This window comes from Bradyrhizobium oligotrophicum S58 (assembly GCF_000344805.1).
GTDB lineage: Bacteria > Pseudomonadota > Alphaproteobacteria > Rhizobiales > Xanthobacteraceae > Bradyrhizobium > Bradyrhizobium oligotrophicum.
Genome location: NC_020453.1, coordinates 7,108,209 through 7,127,802, shown reverse-complemented (window position 1 = coordinate 7,127,802; position 19,594 = coordinate 7,108,209). Strand labels below are relative to the sequence as shown.

The following is a 19,594-nucleotide window of genomic DNA, read 5'->3' as shown; positions in this document are numbered from 1 at the left end:
ATCGGACGAAACCTGGCCAGGAGACGGCGCGATGAGGCGTGCGGTGCTGACGGCAGCGCTGATGGGAATGACGGCGACGGCCGCCTGGGCCGAGGGCCTGTTCTGGGTGGTCGGAAACCGCGCCACCAATCGCTGTGAGATCGTGACCAGCAATCCCGTCATCATCGGCGACATCTGGTTCGCCGACGGACCCTACAAGTCGCTGGCTGACGCCAAGCTCGCGCGATCCACGATCAACGCGTGCCCGAACAAGGACATGACGTCCGAGGACTGATCGGCGGGAGGCGCCGGTCAGGCCGCCTAGTGGAACGCGGTGCTGCGGCGGTCCGGCAGGCCGTATTGCGCGGCTGCGGCATACAGCTGCGCGATCTCGGCCTCCAGATGCTCGTTGACCAGCAGCAGCGCCTTCAGCGCGCCGCGAAGATCGCCGTTGCAACTGGCGACGATCTCGTCGATGGCCGTCTCGCTCGAACGAACACTCATCGGTAACCCCCTCCCAAAACAACAAACTAAACGCAGGGCCGGTCATCGCAGGTCGCATCCTGCAATGACCCAACCGGAAGTAATTCACGGTCATCGGCCGATTGCGAGGAAAAGTCCCGACCATGGTTATAAAATGGCCGACGACGCCGTGATGACAGGATTTCCGGTCGTAACGACGAAACACGGCCGCTGGATCTGCAACTCCCGCCGATCTGGCTCGTAACTGTCAGTGTGGCACGCAGAAAACTATCAATGATTTCAATGTTCTTGGTGGGCGCATTGGCCGTCCTCGCGCTGCTGACCCGAGCCGGTGTCGCGGTGGTCGAGCGCCGCTATCCGGCGCAAGGGCAGGCCATCGACGTCGATGGAGCGACTATCAATCTTGTGGATATCGGCCCGCGCGATGGCGAAAAGCCGCCGCTTCTGCTGATTCACGGCGCGAGCTCGAACCTGGAGGCGATGCGCCGGCCGCTCGGCGAGTTGCTGGCGCAACGCCACCGGGTGCTGCTGGTGGACCGCCCCGGCCACGGCTGGAGCCCGCGGACGCGGCCTGAGGATTCCACCCCCGCCGCGCAGGCACGCATGCTGGACGAGGCGCTGGCCCGGCTCGGCATCGGCCAGGTCGTCCTGGTGGTGCATTCCTGGAGCGGCGCGCTGGGCCTGCGGATGGCGCTCGACTTTCCCGATCGGGTGGCCGGCCTCGTCATGCTGGCGCCGGTCGCCTATCCCTGGCGCGGCGGCGTCGGGCAATACAACGCGGCCGTGGCGACGCCCGTCATCGGGCCGCTTCTGGCCCATACGATCACGCTTCCGCTCGGCCTGGCGCTGATGGCACCGGGGGTGCGCGGCGTGTTCGCGCCGCAAGAGATGCCCGACGACTTCGTCGAGCGGACGGCGACGCCGCTGCTGCTGCGTCCCAGCGAATTCCTGGCCAATGCGCGCGACCTGGTCACCCTGAAGCAGGCGGTGATCGAGCAGGCGCCGCGCTACGGCGAGATCAAGGTGCCGGTCACGATCGTGGCCGGCGAGGCCGACCGGACGGTCTACACCGACATTCATTCCCGCCCGCTCGCGCAGGTTGTGCTGCAGACCCGCCTGATCGTGCTGCCGGAACTCGGGCACATGGTGCAGAACGCGGTGCCGGAGCTGGTCGCCAGCGAGGTCGAGCGCATGGTCGCCGCGATCGCGCCGGCCGAAACGCTGCAGCCCTCGCCATGAAAAAAGCCCCGGCGGATCGGCCGGGGCTCTGCAGTCCAGATGGCGTATCGGCCGGCAGCCGGTTACTGCTTCTGCTTGCCGTCCTTGTCGAACGACGACACATAGGCCCAGAGATTGTTGATCTCGGTCTCGTTCTTGATGCCGGCGAAGGTCATCTTGGTGCCGGGGATCTTGGCCTTCGGATCCTTGATGTATTCCTTGAACACCGCCTCGTTCCAGGTGATGCCCGAATTCTTGTTGGCTTCCGAATAGTTGTAGTCCGGCGCGCTGCCCGACTTGCGGCCATCCAGGCCGTTGAGTTCCGGGCCGACCTTGTTCTTCGCACCTTCGCCGATCGCATGGCAGGGCAGGCACTTGTTGAAGGAGGTCTTGCCTGCGGCGGCATCCTGCGCCAGCACGGCCGAGGCCAGCGACGACGAGGCGATCACGACGAGCGCAGTCAAAGTCAGTTTCTTCATGGATCAGGCTCTGTGGTTTCGGGACAAAAATCGTGCGCAGGTTTGTGGCATGGCCGCCGCCCTCACACAAGTCGCCCGGCCCGATCGGGTTCGGCAAAATCGACGCGATCTTTGTCCGGCGACAACCAGCGAACCGGCCTTGGCCGCCTACCCAAACCGCCGCTGTTGTGATTGATATGGCGGCAGAAATCGACCTTGGGAGACGCGCGCGATGGCGATCATGATGCCGGAGGCTGATCAGGCGGTGCTGGCGCGCCGCGACGGAATCGTTGCTGCACTGCGTGCGATCGTGCCGGGCGAGGGCGTCATCGACAGCGCCGCCGAGATGCTGCCTTACGAGTCCGACGGGCTGATGGCCTACCGGCAGCCGCCAATGGTCGTGGTGCTGCCGGAGACGACCGCGCAGGTCTCGCATGTCCTGAAATACTGCCATGAACAAGGCATCAAGGTGGTCCCGCGCGGCTCCGGAACGTCGCTGTCCGGCGGCGCGCTGCCGCTCGCCGACGGCGTGCTGCTCGGGCTCGGCAAGTTCAAGCGCATCCGCGACATCGACTTCGACAACCGCGTCGTCGTCACCGAGCCCGGCGTCACCAATCTCGCCATCAGCCAGGCGGTCGCGCATGCCGGCTTCTACTATGCGCCGGACCCGTCGTCGCAGATCGCCTGCTCGATCGGCGGCAACGTCGCGGAGAATTCCGGCGGCGTGCACTGCCTGAAATACGGCATGACCACCAACAACGTGCTCGGCTGCGAGTTCGTGCTGATGACTGGCGAGGTCTTGCGCATCGGAGGCAAGTGCACCGAGAACGCCGGCTACGACCTGATGGGGCTGATCACCGGATCGGAAGGGCTGCTCGGCGTGGTCACCGAGGTGACGGTGCGCATCCTGCAGAAGCCGGAGACGGCGCGCGCGCTGATGGTCGGCTTCGCCGAGGTCGAGGCGGCCGGCGAATGCGTCGCCCGCATCATCGGCGCCGGCATCATCCCCGGCGGCATGGAGATGATGGACAAGCCGGCGATCCACGCCGCCGAGGCCTTCGTCCATGCCGGCTATCCGCTCGACGTCGAGGCGCTGCTGATCATCGAGCTCGATGGCCCCGGCGTCGAGGTCGACGAGCTGATCGGCCGGGTCGAGACCATTGCAAACGGCTGCGGCTCGACCACCTGCCGCATCTCGACCTCCGAGGCCGAGCGCAATCTGTTCTGGGCCGGCCGCAAGGCGGCTTTCCCGGCGGTCGGCCGCATCTCGCCGGACTACCTCTGCATGGACGGCACCATCCCGCGCGGCGCGCTGCCGAAGGCGCTGGCGCGCATCCGCGAGCTGTCGGAAAAATACCAGCTCGGCTGCGCCAACGTCTTCCACGCCGGCGACGGCAATCTGCATCCGCTGATCCTGTACGACGCCAACAAGCCGGGCGAGATGGAGCGGGCGGAAGCCTTCGGCGCCGACATCCTGCGCTGCTGTGTCGAGCTCGGCGGCGTCCTGACCGGCGAGCACGGCGTGGGCATCGAGAAGCGCGATTTGATGCCCGAGATGTTCACCGAGATCGACCTCAACCAGCAGCAGCGGGTGAAGTGCGCCTTCGACAGCCAGGGGCTTCTCAATCCCGGCAAGGTCTTCCCGACCCTGCATCGCTGCGCCGAGCTCGGCCGCATGCACGTCCACGCCGGCAAGCTGGCGTTTCCCGATCTGCCGAGATTCTGAGCCGGGTGGAGGCCTCTCCAAATCGTCATTGCGAGCGAAGCGAAGCAATCCAGAGTCCCGGCCACGACTCTGGATTGCTTCGGCGCAAGCGCGCCTCGCAATGACGGCGGAGAGTGTCGTCCATACCATCCACATCGCACCCCGCAGACACACGTCATCGTCCCCGCAGCGCCTCGCGCCCAGGTGAAACAATCGACACCGCCCTTCGAAACCATCGAGAGGGCGCAGGGAATGCCGGGTGAAGGCCTCACCCATGGCCCGCCTGCGAAAAAAATGCAGGCGGCAGGTACCACAGGTTCAGCCGATCAACCGGCATTCCCCGCGCGGCGGTCTTAACGCTTATACGTGATCTCCTCGGGGACCGGCGTTCTTGCCCCCGTCGCCTGCATGCCCGTCACCGAGCATCGCAGAGCTTGGTCTCAGCACCGGGAGACCAGGACCACACGATTTCACGTCCGCATCGAGTCGTTCGTCGGCATGATCAGATCACGCTGCGACCCGACACGGCCACCGCATCCCCACCTCGCATATCGTGACGACCGCGCGTACGCCCCTCTCGGTGAGGCGGGATGGGCGTAGTGAAGCATAATTTTCGGAAAAACGAAAGATGAAAATTTCGGCGCTTGGGACAGGCCGGTCGCTCGGCGTTGAAAGTGCTCGCCAAATGAGTTTCTCGGCGCGGGGGCGATTTGGCTTCGGCTGGCCGCATATGCAGTGAGAATCGCGCAAATTCTCTTAGGTGATTTGCCCGACGCCTCGGAGGCGTCTGTTCGCGTAGGCTGCGGGCTATACTGCGCGCGGCCTCAGCCGCAGACCTGATCACGGTCTGCGTCCTCGCCGATCCAAACAGCAAAGCGTCTTGCTCAATATATGGGAAGCGCTAGTGTCCTGCGATCGCCTATGCTGATCGTGGGGCAGCCATGGGAAATACTCTGACTCTGAAATGCCCGGGTTGCGGGGAACGGACCGAGCAGAGGGTTACCAAAACCGACCCTTATCATCGGTATACCCTGTCTCAGCGACGGCAGTCGCTAGGGTTTGGCGAGTATCGTGAACGCGAGCGTCAATGCGGCTCTTGCGGCCACAAGTTCTCGACCGTCGAAATGGAAAGCGATGCGTTCTTCGGGACAATCGGCACGCTGGAGGCCGCGCAGCGCGCGCTAGCCGAGCTCGTGACCAGTCAGGAAGTCAACGCGCTTGTAGCACGATGTACGCCGATCGCGATCCTGATAGGCGCAATATTTGGCGGAGGCGTTGACACGGCACGTTTGCGCCGACTTGACGTCGCGCAGCTCCGTGCCATGGTAAAAGGGAGCGAAAAGGCTTTGAGCACGCTCGAGCCTGATGAGCGAAATTGCATAATCGATTTTTTCGGGCTTGGCTCGATCGAAGGCTTTGAAAAAGATGCTGCTGCGCCGGTCAATCCCGATACGCGTCTTGTTGTGATCCTGCGCAAGATGAAACATCCGAGTCGCTCAAGGCTGCTGCGTACTTCGTACGATCTCGTGGACCCGGAAAGCCCAAATAGGCTCGCCAGCGAATCACGAGGCGGCGGCTCAGGCAGCAACTCCTAAATGATCCATTGCGACTGAACGGAGTATGGGTAACAAATGGGCAAATGACTGTGCTGTTCACTCTCGAAGCCACTAGGCCCGGCGGTCCGATCTATCGTCTTGGCTTTGGGTGCTGGTTGCCCTTGGCTTTGATTGTTGTCGCCATGCCGTGGCTGTTCTGATTCAATTAGGGCACTACGGGAGACCGAGGCGCCCTTTGCCGTTAGGCCAAGTTCCACGTCAAGAACCGGCCGGATCGAATACCTGCTCCGGTTTCTTAGCGGCAACCATTGAAGCTTCAATATGAGTCGGCTTTGACCTGCTCAAACCCGCCGCGTGAATCGTTGCCTTGTTTCGATTCCATGCGTCGTTCACGAGGTCTTGCCATTGAATGACTTCAATCGAACCGCGGTATTGATTTTTAAGCGGTCGAATGCGCCCCTGACCATTGGCAGTCGTCTCCCAATTCGACAACTGCTGCTCCAAATCTCCAACGATATCCGCGACCACATAGCAGTAGAAGATACAATCTCCCGCGACCCTGATCCGGGCACGATCGAACGATTCGAGCTGACCACCCTGTAGCTGACCCAGGTACTTTATTATCTGCGCCTCGATTTGGTCTTCGGCTTCTTTATAGTCTCTGCGGCCTGGCCTCTTAAACTCAACGATCATCATCGTGCGGAGCGGTTCGGATGTATCCACGGACTCAGTCTCGGTCACACCCAAGCCATACGCTAGATTCCAGACCAAGAGGTCCGGTCGCTCAGCCGATCCACCATTCGCCATGATGGCGTCAAGGCGCTTGTCGGACGAGAACGCTCGTGTAAACGCCAACCGCTCGTCCACAATCCATAGTTCATGAGCGCGGCTCTTAACCTCAGTCGGGTCGTCGCCCCGAACGTTCATCGGACAAATGAAGGAGTGCAAGGTCTTCTCCAGGAAGTGATCGTCCTCTTTTTCTTTTCGAGCGCGAAGACGCTTGATCAGTTTCTCCATCAATTCAAGCGCAAGCTTTCGACGGACGACGTGCTGCGCTAGTGCTAATTGCTCCGACGTTTGGATTTCTCTTGCTGCGTCACTAACGGCCTTGTCGAAGTCTTGAGGAATATTTTGCAATTCCAGCGTGTCGATAAGCGCCTGCAAAGTTTTCTGGCGATCTTCCTCTCGACGAATCTGATACTTCACCAATCCAGCCGCAAAATCCTCGGCGGTGGTTGCGTGAAACGGTACTCTCTGTAGTTGAGTGTCGTCATCATCAAAGCCGAAGGTCGGATACCGACTGACAAAAGATTGGTAGTTTTCCTTGCGTGCCTCGACATAGGCTTCGACCTGGGCCGGGAGCAACTTTGTGCGGACCTGCTCCATGCAATTGCGGCTAATCTCGTTAAGCGTCTTCTCTGTCAGATTAAATGCAGTGCGGCCTTCATTCACCCGCAAATCGAGGTATTCGCCAGAGACACAGCCATGAAAGACAAGGTCTTTGTTAGCGTCGCGTGTGAGATCGGTCACTCCGAGCAAACTATCGACCTTGCGCGTTTCGACCGTTCGACCATTGGCGAGAAGGTGGAGTTGATGTTTTCCGTCAAGCCCCGTGCTTGCTTCGGCCTTGCAAGTGAAGCCGATGATCGACAGCTCGCCGAACTGCTTTAACTCGAACGCTCCGGTCTTTAGTGGCGCGCCTATTGTGAGCTCCGCGACGGCGTTGGGATAAGTGGTAACATCGCCATCGAGATCGACGATAATCGCCGGACCGCTTCCTAACAAAAAGTCTGCGATGAAGTGTGCACTGAAGTACCGAAGGAAAGTGTCAGCTCGCTTCGGAAACGTGTCCGCATATTCTTTTGTGCGTAAGCCGCGGAACGTTATCGTTGTGCCGGTCGAAGCACCCGGCGCGGGCTCGTCTTCCTGACTCGGCTTTACTTGGTCATCGTTCTCTAGAACGAACGAGAAGGCCCGACGAAGCCTCCCGCTTGGGCTGTCGTAGACGCTCTCAACGAGGATCGAGCTAAAGGCATCCAGCCAGAACAAGCGCCCAACACCTTTGCCGCCTTTGGCACGTTTGAAGTCCGTGTCAATTTCACAGAACGCTTCGTAACGTTTAGCGTCGAGGCCTATTCCGGCGTCAGCCACAACAATCTCGATCTTGTCGGAGTCCGACAGTGATTTGACGCGGATGGAAACCTTGCCTTTGGCGACGTTTGCCCCCAGCAGGTCTTCAATCGCGTAGATTGAATTGCTCACAGCCTCGAAGAGGGGCTGCAAGCCCTGCGTTGCATTGGACGGCTTGGGGAGCTTTCGAACACGATTTTCAATGTTCTGAGTAAGGGTTGCCACGATAAAATCCCGATACGTGCGAATGCTGTACCATGCACGCCGTGGGCGGCGTTGTAAACGGTTTCGCTTGGCTCACGCCACCCCGCCGCGCCTGCCACGCGGCGTGCACTTTGTTGCCCGCGTAGCGCTCGACCTTCTTCTGTGTCTTCGTCCGGTGGCCAGTTTGCGGTCGCGGCGACTTCGTCCAGTCCGCGTAGAGCCCATAGGGAAGATCGGCAGAGTGTTGATGGACTCAATCAAAATGTTACGGTGACGATGCACATCGCCGGCCGGGATTTCTTCGTCGGCCCTGGTATCGCTGACCTCAGCCTCGAAAGCGTCCAGTTCCTCACCGTCCCGAATGTCGAGCTTGTTCTTCAGGACGGTCGTGCCGGGATAGCAATACTCGTCGGCGACCGCGTCGTACATTGCGGCTTAAGCCTTACGGTAGGCTTCGATGATCGACTTCCGGCGTTCCTCGGGGGAAAGGGCCTTGCCCTTCGAAGCCGACGCGCCCTTCATCTTGGGAGAATACTGGATTCCCTCAGCGGCGCTGATCTTGCGAAACCGGGCGCTGCCAATCACAAAGCCTCCGGCTTTGGTCTTTTTTTTGAAGAGGGTTTCTTTGGGGCCATGACAGAACCTAGCATGAACGGGGCGATCTCGCACGAAAAGACAATAGGAGATCGAGCCAGGCAAGGATGACTTGGAAGCCGTAAAGGAATGCCGTAGGTGAGCCACTTCCGCCGATAAAAGGGGAGCCTCGCGACCTCAAGTGCGCCGTGGCGTCTCTGCTTGCTGAGGTGCGCTACGCCCGAGAAGCCTTACTCGGTGAAAGAAATCTGGTTCTGGAAGCTAAAATGAGCTTACGCGCTTTGGGCCATATGAGGCTTTTTATCCTGCTCGTTTTGGGTGGTCTCTATAACGAGCCCACCCAGGCGGACGAGCAGAAATGTAGTGCGTCTCAACTTTACGGAAACCTGATGAGATCTGGCAGCGAATGGGAGGTTGAGGCAGATCCACTCCCGCCGAAAGCAAGAATGGAGGTGGGGTCCATTGCATTTCAGCCAATTCAACGGCTGACTGTTCATAGTGGCGCGATCTGGGTGGCTCCATTCAGAACAGACTTCGAGAAGGCCAGGATTCGAGTGGTGGGTAACGATGTCAGCCTCGATCGAATCCGATTCCAGTATGCACTCGGTCCCGAAATGTGGGAGGCCTTGATGGTGGAGAGGTACGCTCAGCCAACTGTGCAGTTTACACTTTCCGCGCCGGATGGCGAGTGCGGAGCGCGAGCGCTCGTTCTGACAATTGACGGTACGGCGGCTTCTAAACCATTCCCGATCCAGCGGTGGCAGTTCAAACGAAAATAGTGCAATTGCTGCGACGTCCAGTGCACTTAACTCGAAGCGAAGCAGAGCGCCGGACCTTGCCGCTGAATAGCGTTCTCTGACGCGGACTGTCCCTTCCAATAGCAAGAAACGGACAGACCGCTATCCACCCAACCCGATCTCGATGGGTTAACGGCCTAGATCAGCCCGTACTGCATCCGCTCGCGCCGGGCCAGCAGCGGCAGGGCCTGGCCGGCGATGGAGGTCTTGAAGTGGTCGCTCTCCTGGTGGGCCTTGAACGCGGCTTCGTCGCGGAACAGCTCGTAGGGCGGGTTAGCCGGAGGCGTAACCCGCCGCACAGCGCTTCCCGGCCGGCCGGGGCGGATTACCGCTACGCTAATCCGCCCTACGCGCAAATCCGGTGGACGGTGAGCATCGTAGCTCACCGCCGATATCGAAACGGCCTTACCTGCGATTCCTGGAACGACTGCAGAAGCGCCGTGCATCGCCCTCCTGGATGTGGATCTTGCTCACGGGATCCGTGATTTGCATCTGCCGCCGGATGCAAGCAGCTTCCGACTCCCCCGTCTGCACGGGGGTGGGCGCGGCGTACGTCGGCGCGAAAGCATTCGGCGAACGCGCCGCTGCAGGGGTTGCCGCAGCCAGCACGAGAACGGCGACGCCTAGAAAAGTGAACCTCTCCATGATCTTCCTCCATGGGAGCGCGTAGGACGGGTCAGTTAGCCGACGGCGTAACTCGCCGCGCGGCGTTCCTGAGCCGATTGTGGCGGATTTCGCTACGCTAATCCACCCTACGGACTGTCACCGCGATACCAGTTGCGCCGTGGGCTTCGCCGGGGATTACGGCCAGTGCACTTAGTTGTGGTAGTTTACGGGAGCGGTTGCCTTATCGCATTGTCGGATTTTTCGGCCATATCAAATGCCGTCACGGCTATTCCGCGTTCAATCACCGACGCGGAGCCGCTTCGCGTCTCCGCATTGACGTTGCCCCGGAATGGCGGTGAAAACGCGTCCGCTTAGCTCTCTCGGAACTTTGACGACGCTGCACCCGCACCGCCGATCATCTGATAGAATGACGACATGGTGGCGGCCGCGCGATGTTCGCGGCTGCGGTCCGATCATTCGCACAGCGGGGTGAACCATGACAAAGCCGTTTCCGTCAAAAACCCATATCGGCAACCATGCGCTGCATCCGGAAACGCTGATGCTGAACTACGGCTACGATCCGCAGCTGTCGGAAGGCGCGGTCAAGCCGCCGGTGTTCCTCACGTCGACCTTCGTGTTCAAGAGCGCGGAGGACGGACAGGATTTCTTCGATTTCGTCTCGGGCCGCCGCGAGCCGCCTGAGGGCGGCGCGGGCCTGGTCTATTCGCGGTTCAACCACCCCAACAGCGAGATCGTCGAGGACCGGCTCGCCATCTACGAACGCACCGACAAATGCGCGCTGTTCTCGTCCGGCATGTCGGCGATCGCGACCACGATCCTCGCCTTCGTGCGTCCGGGCGACGTGATCCTGCACTCGCAGCCGCTCTATGGCGGCACCGAGACGCTGTTCAGCAAGACGCTGGCCGGCCTGTCCATCGGCGCGGTCGGCTTCGCCGACGGCGTCGACGAAGCCGCGGTCGACGCGGCGGCGCAGGATGCGATGCGCAAGGGGCGGGTCGCGATGATCTTCATCGAAACCCCGGCCAATCCCACCAACGGCCTGGTCGACATCGCGATGGTGCGCCGTGTCGCCGACACGATCGGCCGGGCGCAGGGACATACGCCGCTGGTCGCCTGCGACAACACGCTGCTCGGCCCGGTGTTTCAACGGCCGATCGAGCACGGCGCGGACATCTCGCTCTACTCGCTGACCAAATATATCGGCGGTCATTCCGACCTGATCGCCGGCGCCGCGCTCGGCGCCAAGTCCATCATGAAGGACGTGAAGGCGTTGCGCGGCGCCATCGGGACCCAGCTCGACCCGCACTCCTGCTGGATGCTGAGCCGCTCGCTCGAGACCTTGAGCATCCGGATGGAGAAAGCCGATGCCAACGCGCGCATCGTCGCGGACTATCTGCGCGACCACCCCAAGGCGGCCAAGGTTCATTACCTCGGCCATCTCGAGCAGACCTCGGCCGCAGGCCGCGTCTTCCGGCGCCAGTGCACCGGCGCCGGCTCGACCTTCTCGTTCGACATCGAAGGCGGTCAGGCAGCCGCCTTCAAATTCCTCAACGCGCTGCAGATCTTCAAGCTGGCCGTCAGCCTGGGCGGCACCGAGTCGCTCGCAAGCCTGCCCGCCAGCATGACCCATTCCGGCGTGCCGGCTGCCGTCAGGCAGAAGATCGGCATCCTGGATTCGACGATCCGATTGTCGATCGGCATCGAGCATCCCACCGACCTGATCGCCGACATTGCCCAGGCCTTGAACGCGGCCGCGCCCACCCCGGCGTGACTGCGCTCCGCACCGGCGGGTAGGGCGGATTAGCCGAAGGCGTAATCCGCCGCGTGTCTCGAAAGGTCGGCGGATTACGCTTCGCTAATCCGCCCTACGGACTGCGCTCCGCACCGGCGATTACAGAGAAGTCATGAGGTGATAATGGCCGCTCCAAGACAGCGTCGGCGCGCCGAAGGTGAGACCCGTGGGGGGAGCATGACCGCATTGGGGGGGGCGAGAGCTCACCCCCAATCCACGCGGGCCGATTTCAGGAAAGCGACGTCTAAATCAGCCCGTACTGCATCCGCTCGCGCCGGGCCAGCAAGGGCAGGGCCTGGCCGGCGATATAGGTCTTGAAGTGGTCGCTCTCCTGGTGGGCCTTGAACGCGGCTTCGTCGCGGAACAGCTCGTAGAACAGGAACTGCGCCGGGTTGTCCTTGGCGCGGGAGATCAGGAACAGTTTTGCACCGGGCTCGCGCTGCGCTTCGGGCAGGAAGCGCGACAGGATCTCGGCGACGCGGTCGGCTTCGCCGTCCCGGGCCTCCCATTGTGCCACCACCAGCAGGCCGCCGCCGCTGACGGCCTCGTTCACGGTTTTCGTGTCGTTTGCATATCCGGTCATGGGGATTGGTCCTCTCGTTGATGGTCTGCGAGGGGATTGATAGCCCGGTTCGTTGGATCGATCCTTCGATAGCGGACGAAGGATGGATGCGCATGAGGGCGTAGGGCGGATTAGCCGAAGGCGTAATCCGCCATGTGTCTCGACAGGTCGGCGGGTTACGCTTCGCTAACCCGCCCTACGGGCTGGCTTGAGGTCTCGCCGTCTCCACCGCTGTCATGCTCCGCGAAGGCGGAGCATCCAGTATTCCGTGGCAGAAGGTATTGAACCGAGACGTCACGGCGTACTGGATCGTCCGCCTTCGCGGACGATGACAGCGGGGGTCTCCATGTCCATATCAATATGACCGGACCTTCGAGACCGTCGTCTAGGCCGGCCATGACGACGTCAAAACAGCTTGGCCAGCTTTGGCGGTGCCAGATGTGCGATGGCCCTGCAGCCGACGGAGCGCCACGCATATCGCGCGTGGGCGTTCCATCCTGCCCGCCCTTGTGTCCGGCACGCAACGCTTTAGAAAGGCTGCAACGCCGGTGGCTGCGCGTCGCGCTGGACCGGCTGTCATCATCAACAAGCAAGGCCAGCAGCGGTGGACGCCCTGAAAGTACGCAACGCAGCCGATGTGGAGGAGGTGGTTCGCGCCGCGATCGCGAGCGAGCAGCCGCTCGATGTCGTCGGGCATGGCTCGAAGCGCCGGATCGGCCAGGTCACGGCGACCAATGCCGTGCTCGACCTGTCGGCGCTGAGCGCGGTCATAGGCTATGAGCCGAACGAGCTGATCATCACGGCGCAGGCCGGCGCGCCGCTGGCCGACCTGCTGTCGCTGATCGATTCGAAGAGCCAGCAATTCGCGTTCGAGCCGATGGACACGGGGCCGCTGCTCGGAACCACCGGACGCGGCACGCTGGGCGGCATGATCGCGGTGGGCTTGGCCGGCCCGCGGCGCATCCGCGCCGGCGGGGTGCGCGATCATCTGCTCGGGGCGCATGCCGTCTCCGGCTTTGGCGACAGCTTCAAGACCGGCGGCAAGGTGGTCAAGAACGTCACCGGCTACGATCTCTGCAAGCTGCTCGCAGGGTCCTGGGGCACGCTCGCGGTGATGACCGAGGCGACCTTGAAGGTGATGCCGCGGCCGGAGGCCGAGCGGACGCTCGTGCTGCGCGGGCTCGACGACCTCACCGCCAACCGGGCGATGACGGCGGCGCTGGGCTCGCCGTTCGACGTCTCCGGCGCCGCCCATTTGCCGGCCTCGGCGCTGCGGCCGGAGGTCGACGGATTGAGCGGGATCGGCTCGCCGCGTGAGGCGGTCACGGCGATCAGGCTCGAGGGCATCACGGCCTCGGCAAAACATCGTGCGGCGTCGCTCGCCCAGCAGCTCGCGACGTTCGGTGCGGCCGAGATCGTCGAGGACGAGGTCTCCGCCAGGCTCTGGAGCGCGATCCGCGACGTGCTGCCGTTCGCGGCCAATGGCCAGCTCGGCGCCTGGACGGTGTGGCGAATCGTCTGCCCGCCGGTGTCCGGCGGCACGATCGGCCAGGCGCTGACGCGCCAGACCGGCGGCGAGGTGATCTATGATTGGGGCGGCGGGCTGCTCTGGGCGGCGCTGCCGCCGACGTCCGACGCCTCGGCGGCCCTGGTGCGCAAGCTGGTGGATGCCGTGGGCGGCCATGCGACGCTCATTCGCGCCTTCGACGAGGTGCGTTTCGCCGTCGATGTGTTCCATCCGCAGTCACCGGGCGTGGCCGCGCTGGAAGAGCGGGTGCGCGTGTCGTTCGATCCGAAGACCATTCTCAACCGCGGCCGTATGCGTCGCAGCGTGGCGTCATGAAGACCGAATTCACCCTCGCGCAGCTCGCCGATCCCGACATCGCGGTCGCCGACAAGATCCTGCGCGCCTGCGTCCATTGCGGCTTCTGCACCGCGACCTGTCCGACCTATGTGCTGCTCGGGGACGAGCTCGACAGCCCGCGGGGGCGGATCTACCTGATCAAGCAGATGCTGGAGAAGGACCAGGCGCCGACGGCTGACGTGGTCAAGCACATCGACCGCTGCCTGTCGTGCCTGTCCTGCATGACGACCTGCCCGTCGGGCGTCCATTACATGCACCTGGTCGATCAGGCGCGGGTGCGAATCGACGAGACCTATCAACGCCCGTTCACTGACCGGCTGTTGCGTGCGGTGCTCGCCTTCGTGCTGCCCCGGCCGCGCGAGTTTCGCATCGCCATGACCCTGGCGCGGCTCGGCCGGCCCTTCAGGGCGCTGCTGCCGGCGTCGTCCGCGACGCAAGGGCCCGCGCCGAGCCTGTTGCGTCGTCTCAGGGCGATGCTGGATCTCGCGCCCACGGCCGCGCTGCCGCCGCCGGGACCCTCGGGCGGCACGGTGTTTCCGGCGCAGGGCGAGCGTCGCGGCCGCGTGGCGCTGCTGCAGGGCTGCGCGCAAGCCGCGCTGGCGCCGCGCATCAACCAGGCTGCGATCAACGTCCTGACGCGGCACGGCGTCGAGGTGGTGCTGGTCAAGGACGAGCAATGCTGCGGTGCGCTGACCCATCATATGGGGCAGGACGAAGATGCGCTGGCGCGCGCGCGCGCCAATGTCGACGTCTGGACGGCGGAGGCTGCGCGCGGCGGCCTCGACGCCATCCTGGTGACGACGTCGGGCTGCGGCACCGTCATCAAGGACTACGGCCACATGCTGCGCGAGGACGCGCAATATGCCGAATCGTCCGCTGCTGTATCCGCCATGGCAAAGGATATCAGCGAGTATCTCGCCGGTCTCGATCTGAGGCCCAAGGCGCAATCCAAGGCGCAGCACGACGACATCGTCGTGGCCTATCACTCCGCATGCTCACTGCAACACGGACAGAAAATTACGAGCATTCCGAAAGAATTGCTTTCCAAGTCCGGATTCGTGGTGAAAGATATACCGGAGAGTCATTTGTGTTGCGGTTCGGCGGGGACCTACAACATTCTCCAGCCTGACATCGCGATGAGACTGCGCGATCGCAAGGTCGCCAACATCGCGACCGTCAAGCCGAATGTGATCGCGGCGGGCAATATCGGCTGCATGATGCAGATTGCCAGCGGCACGAGCATCCCCGTCGTCCACACCGTTGAGCTTCTCGACTGGGCGACGGGTGGTCCGCGACCAGGTTTGATTTGATCGATGGGCGCGTGCGGATTGCCGGCCCGTCTCGCCGGATGATGTGATCGCTCGGCGGCAACAGGAGGATTCGATGGCGAAGGACAAGACGGCCAAGGACGACAAGAAAGAAAAGAAGGACAAGAACAAGCTGATGGCGCAGGCCAAGTCGACCAAGGGGGCGGCGAAGAAGTCTGCCAAGAAGGCCGCCAAGGCCGCGAAGAAAGCCGCCAAGAAGGCTGCCAAGGCTACGAAGGCCTCCGCCAAGAAGGCGAAGAAGGCCGCCAAGGCTCCCGCTAAGAAGGCTCCCGCCAAGAAGGCACCGGCCAAGAAGGGCGCTGCAAAGAAGGCCGCCGCGAAGAAGGCGCCTGCCGCCAAGGCACCCGCGAAGAAGGCTGCCAAGGCCGCTTCCAAGTCTGCTGCCAAGTCTCCGGCTGCACCCAAGAAGGCCGCCAAGAAACGGGCTCCGAAGAAGGCTCCGCTGGTCGAGGCCCCCGAAATGAACGAGACCGAATCGGCTGGCGAGACCAGCTGGGCGACGCCGAGCGCGGCTCCCGAAGCCCATGAGGGCGAGGACGGCACGGGCTCCGAGAGCTGACGTCCGCTCGACGATGTCGAACTGATCGACGAGACGAGGCCGCAGCGGCGACGCTGCGGCCTCGTTGTTCGTTGGGGATGAATTTGCTGCTCGAAGCGGTCGCGCCCGCAAATTTACGGCCGGGCGAATCCGACCTCCGCGCGATGCGCTGTTTTGCCTGCCGCTGGACGATTTGCGATGTTTCCGGACACCCGAATGTGCTCGTTAGGGTGCCCAGGCACACGTAGATTTGTTGTTCAAATGCAACAGGCGCCGACTACCTGCCGTAGAAATGTCAAAACGCCCAAAAAGGCGGCAGATGCCGCGCTTTTTTGCTTCACCTGCGGCGGGACCCTGGCACAAATTGCACCTGGATGACACAGCCGGTCTTGTTTGAGCCCTGGGGGGCCGAATGTCGGGGCCGAGGTCTGAAATTAGGGTGATGGGGATCGTCATGAAAAAGTGGGCTTTGTTGGCAACGGCGCTGGCAATGGTTTCGGGATCGGCTTCAGCGGCGGACATGGCGGTCAAGGCCCTGAAGGCGCCGCCCGCGCCGGCATTCGATCCCTGGGACGTCGCCTTCGGCGCCGCGATCATGAACGACTACGTCTTCCGCGGCGTCACCCAGTCGAACCACAAGCCGTCGGTCGCCGCCTATTTCGAGCCGCGCTTCAACGTCAACAAGGACCTGCAGTTCTACTTCGGCGTCGCCGGCGAGAGCATCTCCTTCGCCAACCGCGCGGCGGCCGAGATCGACGTCTACGGCGGTATCCGCCCGACCTTCGGCGCCTTCGCCTTCGACATCGGCGTGTGGGGTTATCTGTATCCGGGCGGGACCTGCCAATACGGTGCAGCCAATGCCTTCAATGGCGGCCTGACCGATTCTGCTGGCCGTCCGCTGAGCGCGGAGTGCTTGGGGAACGCACTGACGAACGCGAACACCATGAAGAAGGACGTCAGCTTCTTCGAGGTCTACGGCAAGGGCACCTACACGGTGAACGACAACTGGTCGTTCGGTGTGACCGAGTTCTATACGCCGAGCTTCCTGAATTCGGGCGCCTGGGGCAACTACACCTCGGTCACCGGCAAATACACCGCGCCGAGCACCATCTTCGGATCGAGCGGCGTCGGCATGTACGTCTCCGGCGAGTTCGGCCGGCAGTGGTTCGGCACCACCGACAGCTTCTACGGCACCGCGGCGTTCCCGAACGGCATCCACTATGCCGACTACAACACCTGGAACGTCGGCATCGGTTTCACCTACAAGGTGTTCACCTTGGACCTGCGCTACTCCGACAGCAATCTTTCGAAGGGTGATTGCAGCGTCTTCACCGGTGCCTTCAATGCGAGCGTCGGAACCGCGCCCATCACTGGCAACAATCCGGCCGGAAACAGCTCGAACTGGTGCGGTGCGACCGGCATTGCCAAGCTCTCGGTCGACCTGACGGCGATGACCAATCTGAAGTAATCACCGCCAGGCGGATCGAACTTCCAAGCAAGGGCGGCAGAGAAATCTGCCGCCCTTTTCGTTTGCCGCGGGGCTCTCGAACGGCGCGTCGGCCTGGTCAAGGGAGCGAGACACCTTGCGCGTGGAGCCGTCTTGCGGCGCCCGAGGCGCCCCGGTGCGAGGCAGGGCTATCGCATTTGCGATCGGAGCTTGCGCCGCCTCCGGGCCTCTGGGGTTATGAGGCTGTGGCGATCAACGATCCTGCCGGTGAGTAGCTCCGTCATGCCCGGGCTTGTCCCGGGCATCCAACTCGTTCCCAGCACGCCGAACGACGTGGATGGCGGGGGCCATGACGACCGGGGCGATAGCCCTGCGGTGCGAGGGGGAACGGGACTTGCGCGGCTACTCCGCCCCGCCTGCGGGGGCATCGGCCGCCTGGGCGGCCGGCCGCAGCGCGAACCGGTCGCCATCCCGAATCAGCTCGACCTTGCGATCGTGGAAGTCGTGAAGGGTCGAGCGGTGTCCGATCGAGACGACCGTGGTCTGCGGGAGGCGCTCGGCAATGACCCGATAGAGCCTGGCTTCGCTCGGCTCGTCCAGCGAGGCCGTGGCCTCGTCGAGGAAGAGATATTGCGGCGCATGCAGCAGCGCGCGGGCGATGCCGAGCCGCTGCTGCTCGCCGAGCGACAGCATCCGATTCCAATGCCCGTCCTCGTCCAGCCGGTCGGCCAGAAGCGGCAGGCCGACGGCCACCAGCGCCTCCTTGACCTGCTCGGCGCTGAAAGCCTCCGCGGCCGCGGGATAGACGATTGCCGCCTTGAGCGCGCCGATCGGGAAATACGGCCGCTGCGGCAGCATCATCAGCTTGGCATGCGCGGGCACGCTGATCGCTCCGATCCCGAACGGCCAGATGCCGGCGATGGCGCGGAACAGCGTCGACTTGCCGGCGCCGGAGGGGCCAGTCAGCAGCGTGCGCTCGCTGCTCTTGAGGCTGAAGCCATCGGCCGCGATCAGCGGCAGGCCGTTCGGCAGCTTCAGCAGCAGCTGGGCGAGCTCGATGCTGTCGCCTCCGTGGCTGACGACATCGATCGTCTGCGGCTCGGTGGACAGCGACTTGGCGCTCTCGATCGACATCTCGAAGCCGTCGAGGCGGGCGACCACTGAACGCCATTCGGCCAGCGTGCGATAGGTTGAAATAAAGAACGACAGTGCACGCTGTACGCTCGAGAAAGCCGAGGCGGTCTGCATCATGCCGCCCAGTTGAACCTTCTTGGCGAAATAGGCCGGCGCGACCAGGACGTAGGGAAAGATCACGGCCGCCTGCGAGTACCCGCTCGTAAGGGCCGTCAGTCGCTTGGTCCGGCTCATGATCTGATACCAGTTGTTCACGACGCGGCCGAACCGACCGGACAGCAGATTTTGCTCGGCGCCTTCACCGCGCAGCAGCGCGATCTGCTCCGAGTTTTCCCGGACACGCACCAGATTGAAGCGAAAATCGGCCTCGAAACGCTGCTGCTCGAAATTGAGATTGACCAGCGGTGACCCGATCCAATGCGTCAAGACGGTGCCGAGGATCGCGTAGAGCAGGGCCGCCCAGACCAGATAGCCCGGAAGCGCATATTCGGTGCCGAACAGCGTGAGCGGAGCCGCTTCCGAAAGTCCCCAGAGAACGACGACGAAGGAGGCCAGCGTCACGACCGAGCTGAGCAGGCCGACGGTAATCGTGAGAGTACGGTCGACGAAGAGCTGTACATCTTCGGCGATGCGCTGGTCGGGGTTGTCGGCGGCGTCGCCCTTGAGCTGCATCCGGTAGTGATTGGCGTTGCCGAGCCAATGCCTGAGGTAGGTCTCGGTCATCCACCGCCGCCAGCGGATCTGGAGCCATTGGTTGAGATAGAGCTGATAGATCGCGAGAACGATGAAGGTCGTCGCGAGCACGGCGAAGACACCGATCTCCCAGATGAAGCTGTCCCAGTTGTACTCCTGCAGCGCGTTGTAGAACCGCGCCTGCCATTGGTTCACCAGCACATCGATCGCGACCAGCGCGAGTTCGATCGCGATGACGGCGGCGAGCAGGGTGCGGCCGGCGACCTTGTCCTCCGAGCGGAAGTAGGGAATGGCGATCCGCCAGACGATGGCGAGGGTCGAGCGCAGATTGTTCACAGAAAGGCTGCTCCTGGGAAAAAGGACTTAACAGGCTGAAGTCGAACGAGAATTTTTGGTCCCGGCCGTTTGCATAGACTAAAGTCGTAATGAGCCCGGCGACCACCGGCTTGTCGGTCGGCTGTGGCAAACCGTAGCATGCGGCCGGG

17 protein-coding genes are annotated in these 19,594 nt (G+C 62.8%); 10 read left to right on the top strand and 7 right to left on the bottom strand.

Going from position 1 to position 19,594, the window contains the following annotated elements; all coding sequences use genetic code 11:
- The first annotated feature begins 31 nt into the window (after nucleotides 1-31).
- Complete coding sequence (locus tag S58_RS30970; RefSeq protein ID WP_015669380.1) at nucleotides 32-274, top strand: hypothetical protein; 243 nt, start codon at nucleotides 32-34, stop codon at nucleotides 272-274.
- A 26-nt stretch (nucleotides 275-300) separates the two neighbouring features.
- Here the strand turns inward: S58_RS30970 and S58_RS30965 are convergent, their stop codons facing one another.
- Nucleotides 301-483 (bottom strand): hypothetical protein, encoded by a 183-nt coding sequence (locus S58_RS30965; RefSeq protein ID WP_015669379.1) that lies wholly within the window; start codon nucleotides 481-483, stop codon nucleotides 301-303.
- Nucleotides 484-735: 252 nt separating this feature from the next.
- Between S58_RS30965 and S58_RS30960 the strand changes: the two genes are divergently transcribed.
- Complete coding sequence (locus S58_RS30960; protein WP_042340331.1) at nucleotides 736-1,701, top strand: alpha/beta fold hydrolase; 966 nt, start codon at nucleotides 736-738, stop codon at nucleotides 1,699-1,701.
- A gap of 62 nt (nucleotides 1,702-1,763) precedes the next feature.
- On the opposite strand, the gene cycA is transcribed toward S58_RS30960, so the two are convergent.
- Nucleotides 1,764-2,159, bottom strand: a complete 396-nt coding sequence (cycA, locus tag S58_RS30955; protein WP_015669377.1) for a cytochrome c-550 CycA — start codon at nucleotides 2,157-2,159, stop codon at nucleotides 1,764-1,766.
- A 211-nt stretch (nucleotides 2,160-2,370) separates the two neighbouring features.
- On the opposite strand from cycA, the gene S58_RS30950 reads away from it, so the two are divergent.
- Nucleotides 2,371-3,864, top strand: coding sequence for an FAD-linked oxidase C-terminal domain-containing protein (locus S58_RS30950; RefSeq protein ID WP_015669376.1), 1,494 nt, complete (start codon nucleotides 2,371-2,373; stop codon nucleotides 3,862-3,864).
- Between the two features lie 1,103 nt (nucleotides 3,865-4,967).
- Complete coding sequence (locus S58_RS37930) at nucleotides 4,968-5,438, top strand: hypothetical protein (protein ID WP_015669375.1); 471 nt, start codon at nucleotides 4,968-4,970, stop codon at nucleotides 5,436-5,438.
- Nucleotides 5,439-5,657: 219 nt separating this feature from the next.
- Here the strand turns inward: S58_RS37930 and S58_RS30940 are convergent, their stop codons facing one another.
- Nucleotides 5,658-7,754, bottom strand: a complete 2,097-nt coding sequence (locus S58_RS30940) for an ATP-binding protein (protein ID WP_015669374.1) — start codon at nucleotides 7,752-7,754, stop codon at nucleotides 5,658-5,660.
- Between the two features lie 72 nt (nucleotides 7,755-7,826).
- A complete protein-coding gene (locus S58_RS30935) occupies nucleotides 7,827-8,162 on the bottom strand; it encodes a filamentation induced by cAMP protein Fic (RefSeq protein WP_015669373.1) in 336 nt (111 codons plus the stop codon).
- A gap of 353 nt (nucleotides 8,163-8,515) precedes the next feature.
- Between S58_RS30935 and S58_RS30925 the strand changes: the two genes are divergently transcribed.
- Entirely contained in the window at nucleotides 8,516-9,106 is a 591-nt protein-coding gene (locus tag S58_RS30925; RefSeq protein ID WP_144058426.1) for a hypothetical protein, read from the top strand.
- Between the two features lie 155 nt (nucleotides 9,107-9,261).
- Here S58_RS30925 and S58_RS36025 read toward each other — a convergent pair whose 3' ends face one another.
- Nucleotides 9,262-9,423, bottom strand: a complete 162-nt coding sequence (locus S58_RS36025; protein ID WP_244440670.1) for a putative quinol monooxygenase — start codon at nucleotides 9,421-9,423, stop codon at nucleotides 9,262-9,264.
- 803 nt (nucleotides 9,424-10,226) lie between these two features.
- Here S58_RS36025 and S58_RS30915 point away from each other — a divergent pair.
- Nucleotides 10,227-11,522 carry a cystathionine gamma-synthase family protein gene (locus S58_RS30915; protein WP_015669368.1) on the top strand — a complete coding sequence of 432 codons (1,296 nt, stop codon included), beginning with the start codon at nucleotides 10,227-10,229 and terminating at the stop codon, nucleotides 11,520-11,522.
- Between the two features lie 265 nt (nucleotides 11,523-11,787).
- Here the strand turns inward: S58_RS30915 and S58_RS30910 are convergent, their stop codons facing one another.
- Nucleotides 11,788-12,126: a putative quinol monooxygenase gene (locus S58_RS30910; protein ID WP_015669367.1), complete on the bottom strand. Its 339-nt coding sequence runs from the start codon at nucleotides 12,124-12,126 to the stop codon at nucleotides 11,788-11,790.
- Nucleotides 12,127-12,709: 583 nt separating this feature from the next.
- On the opposite strand from S58_RS30910, the gene S58_RS30905 reads away from it, so the two are divergent.
- From S58_RS30905 to S58_RS30890, 4 genes are all read left to right on the top strand, one after another.
- On the top strand, nucleotides 12,710-13,948 hold the full coding sequence (locus tag S58_RS30905) for an FAD-binding protein (protein ID WP_015669366.1): 1,239 nt from the start codon (nucleotides 12,710-12,712) through the stop codon (nucleotides 13,946-13,948).
- Nucleotides 13,945-15,279 (top strand): glycolate oxidase subunit GlcF, encoded by a 1,335-nt coding sequence (gene glcF, locus S58_RS30900; RefSeq protein WP_015669365.1) that lies wholly within the window; start codon nucleotides 13,945-13,947, stop codon nucleotides 15,277-15,279. The genes S58_RS30905 and glcF overlap by 4 nt, the downstream gene beginning before the upstream one ends.
- A 73-nt stretch (nucleotides 15,280-15,352) precedes the next feature.
- On the top strand, nucleotides 15,353-15,856 hold the full coding sequence (locus S58_RS30895; protein WP_015669364.1) for a hypothetical protein: 504 nt from the start codon (nucleotides 15,353-15,355) through the stop codon (nucleotides 15,854-15,856).
- Nucleotides 15,857-16,289: 433 nt separating this feature from the next.
- Complete coding sequence (locus S58_RS30890) at nucleotides 16,290-17,303, top strand: TorF family putative porin (RefSeq protein ID WP_042341035.1); 1,014 nt, start codon at nucleotides 16,290-16,292, stop codon at nucleotides 17,301-17,303.
- 381 nt (nucleotides 17,304-17,684) lie between these two features.
- Here S58_RS30890 and S58_RS30885 read toward each other — a convergent pair whose 3' ends face one another.
- On the bottom strand, nucleotides 17,685-19,445 hold the full coding sequence (locus S58_RS30885) for an ABC transporter ATP-binding protein/permease (protein ID WP_015669362.1): 1,761 nt from the start codon (nucleotides 19,443-19,445) through the stop codon (nucleotides 17,685-17,687).
- Nucleotides 19,446-19,594: the final 149 nt, after the last annotated feature.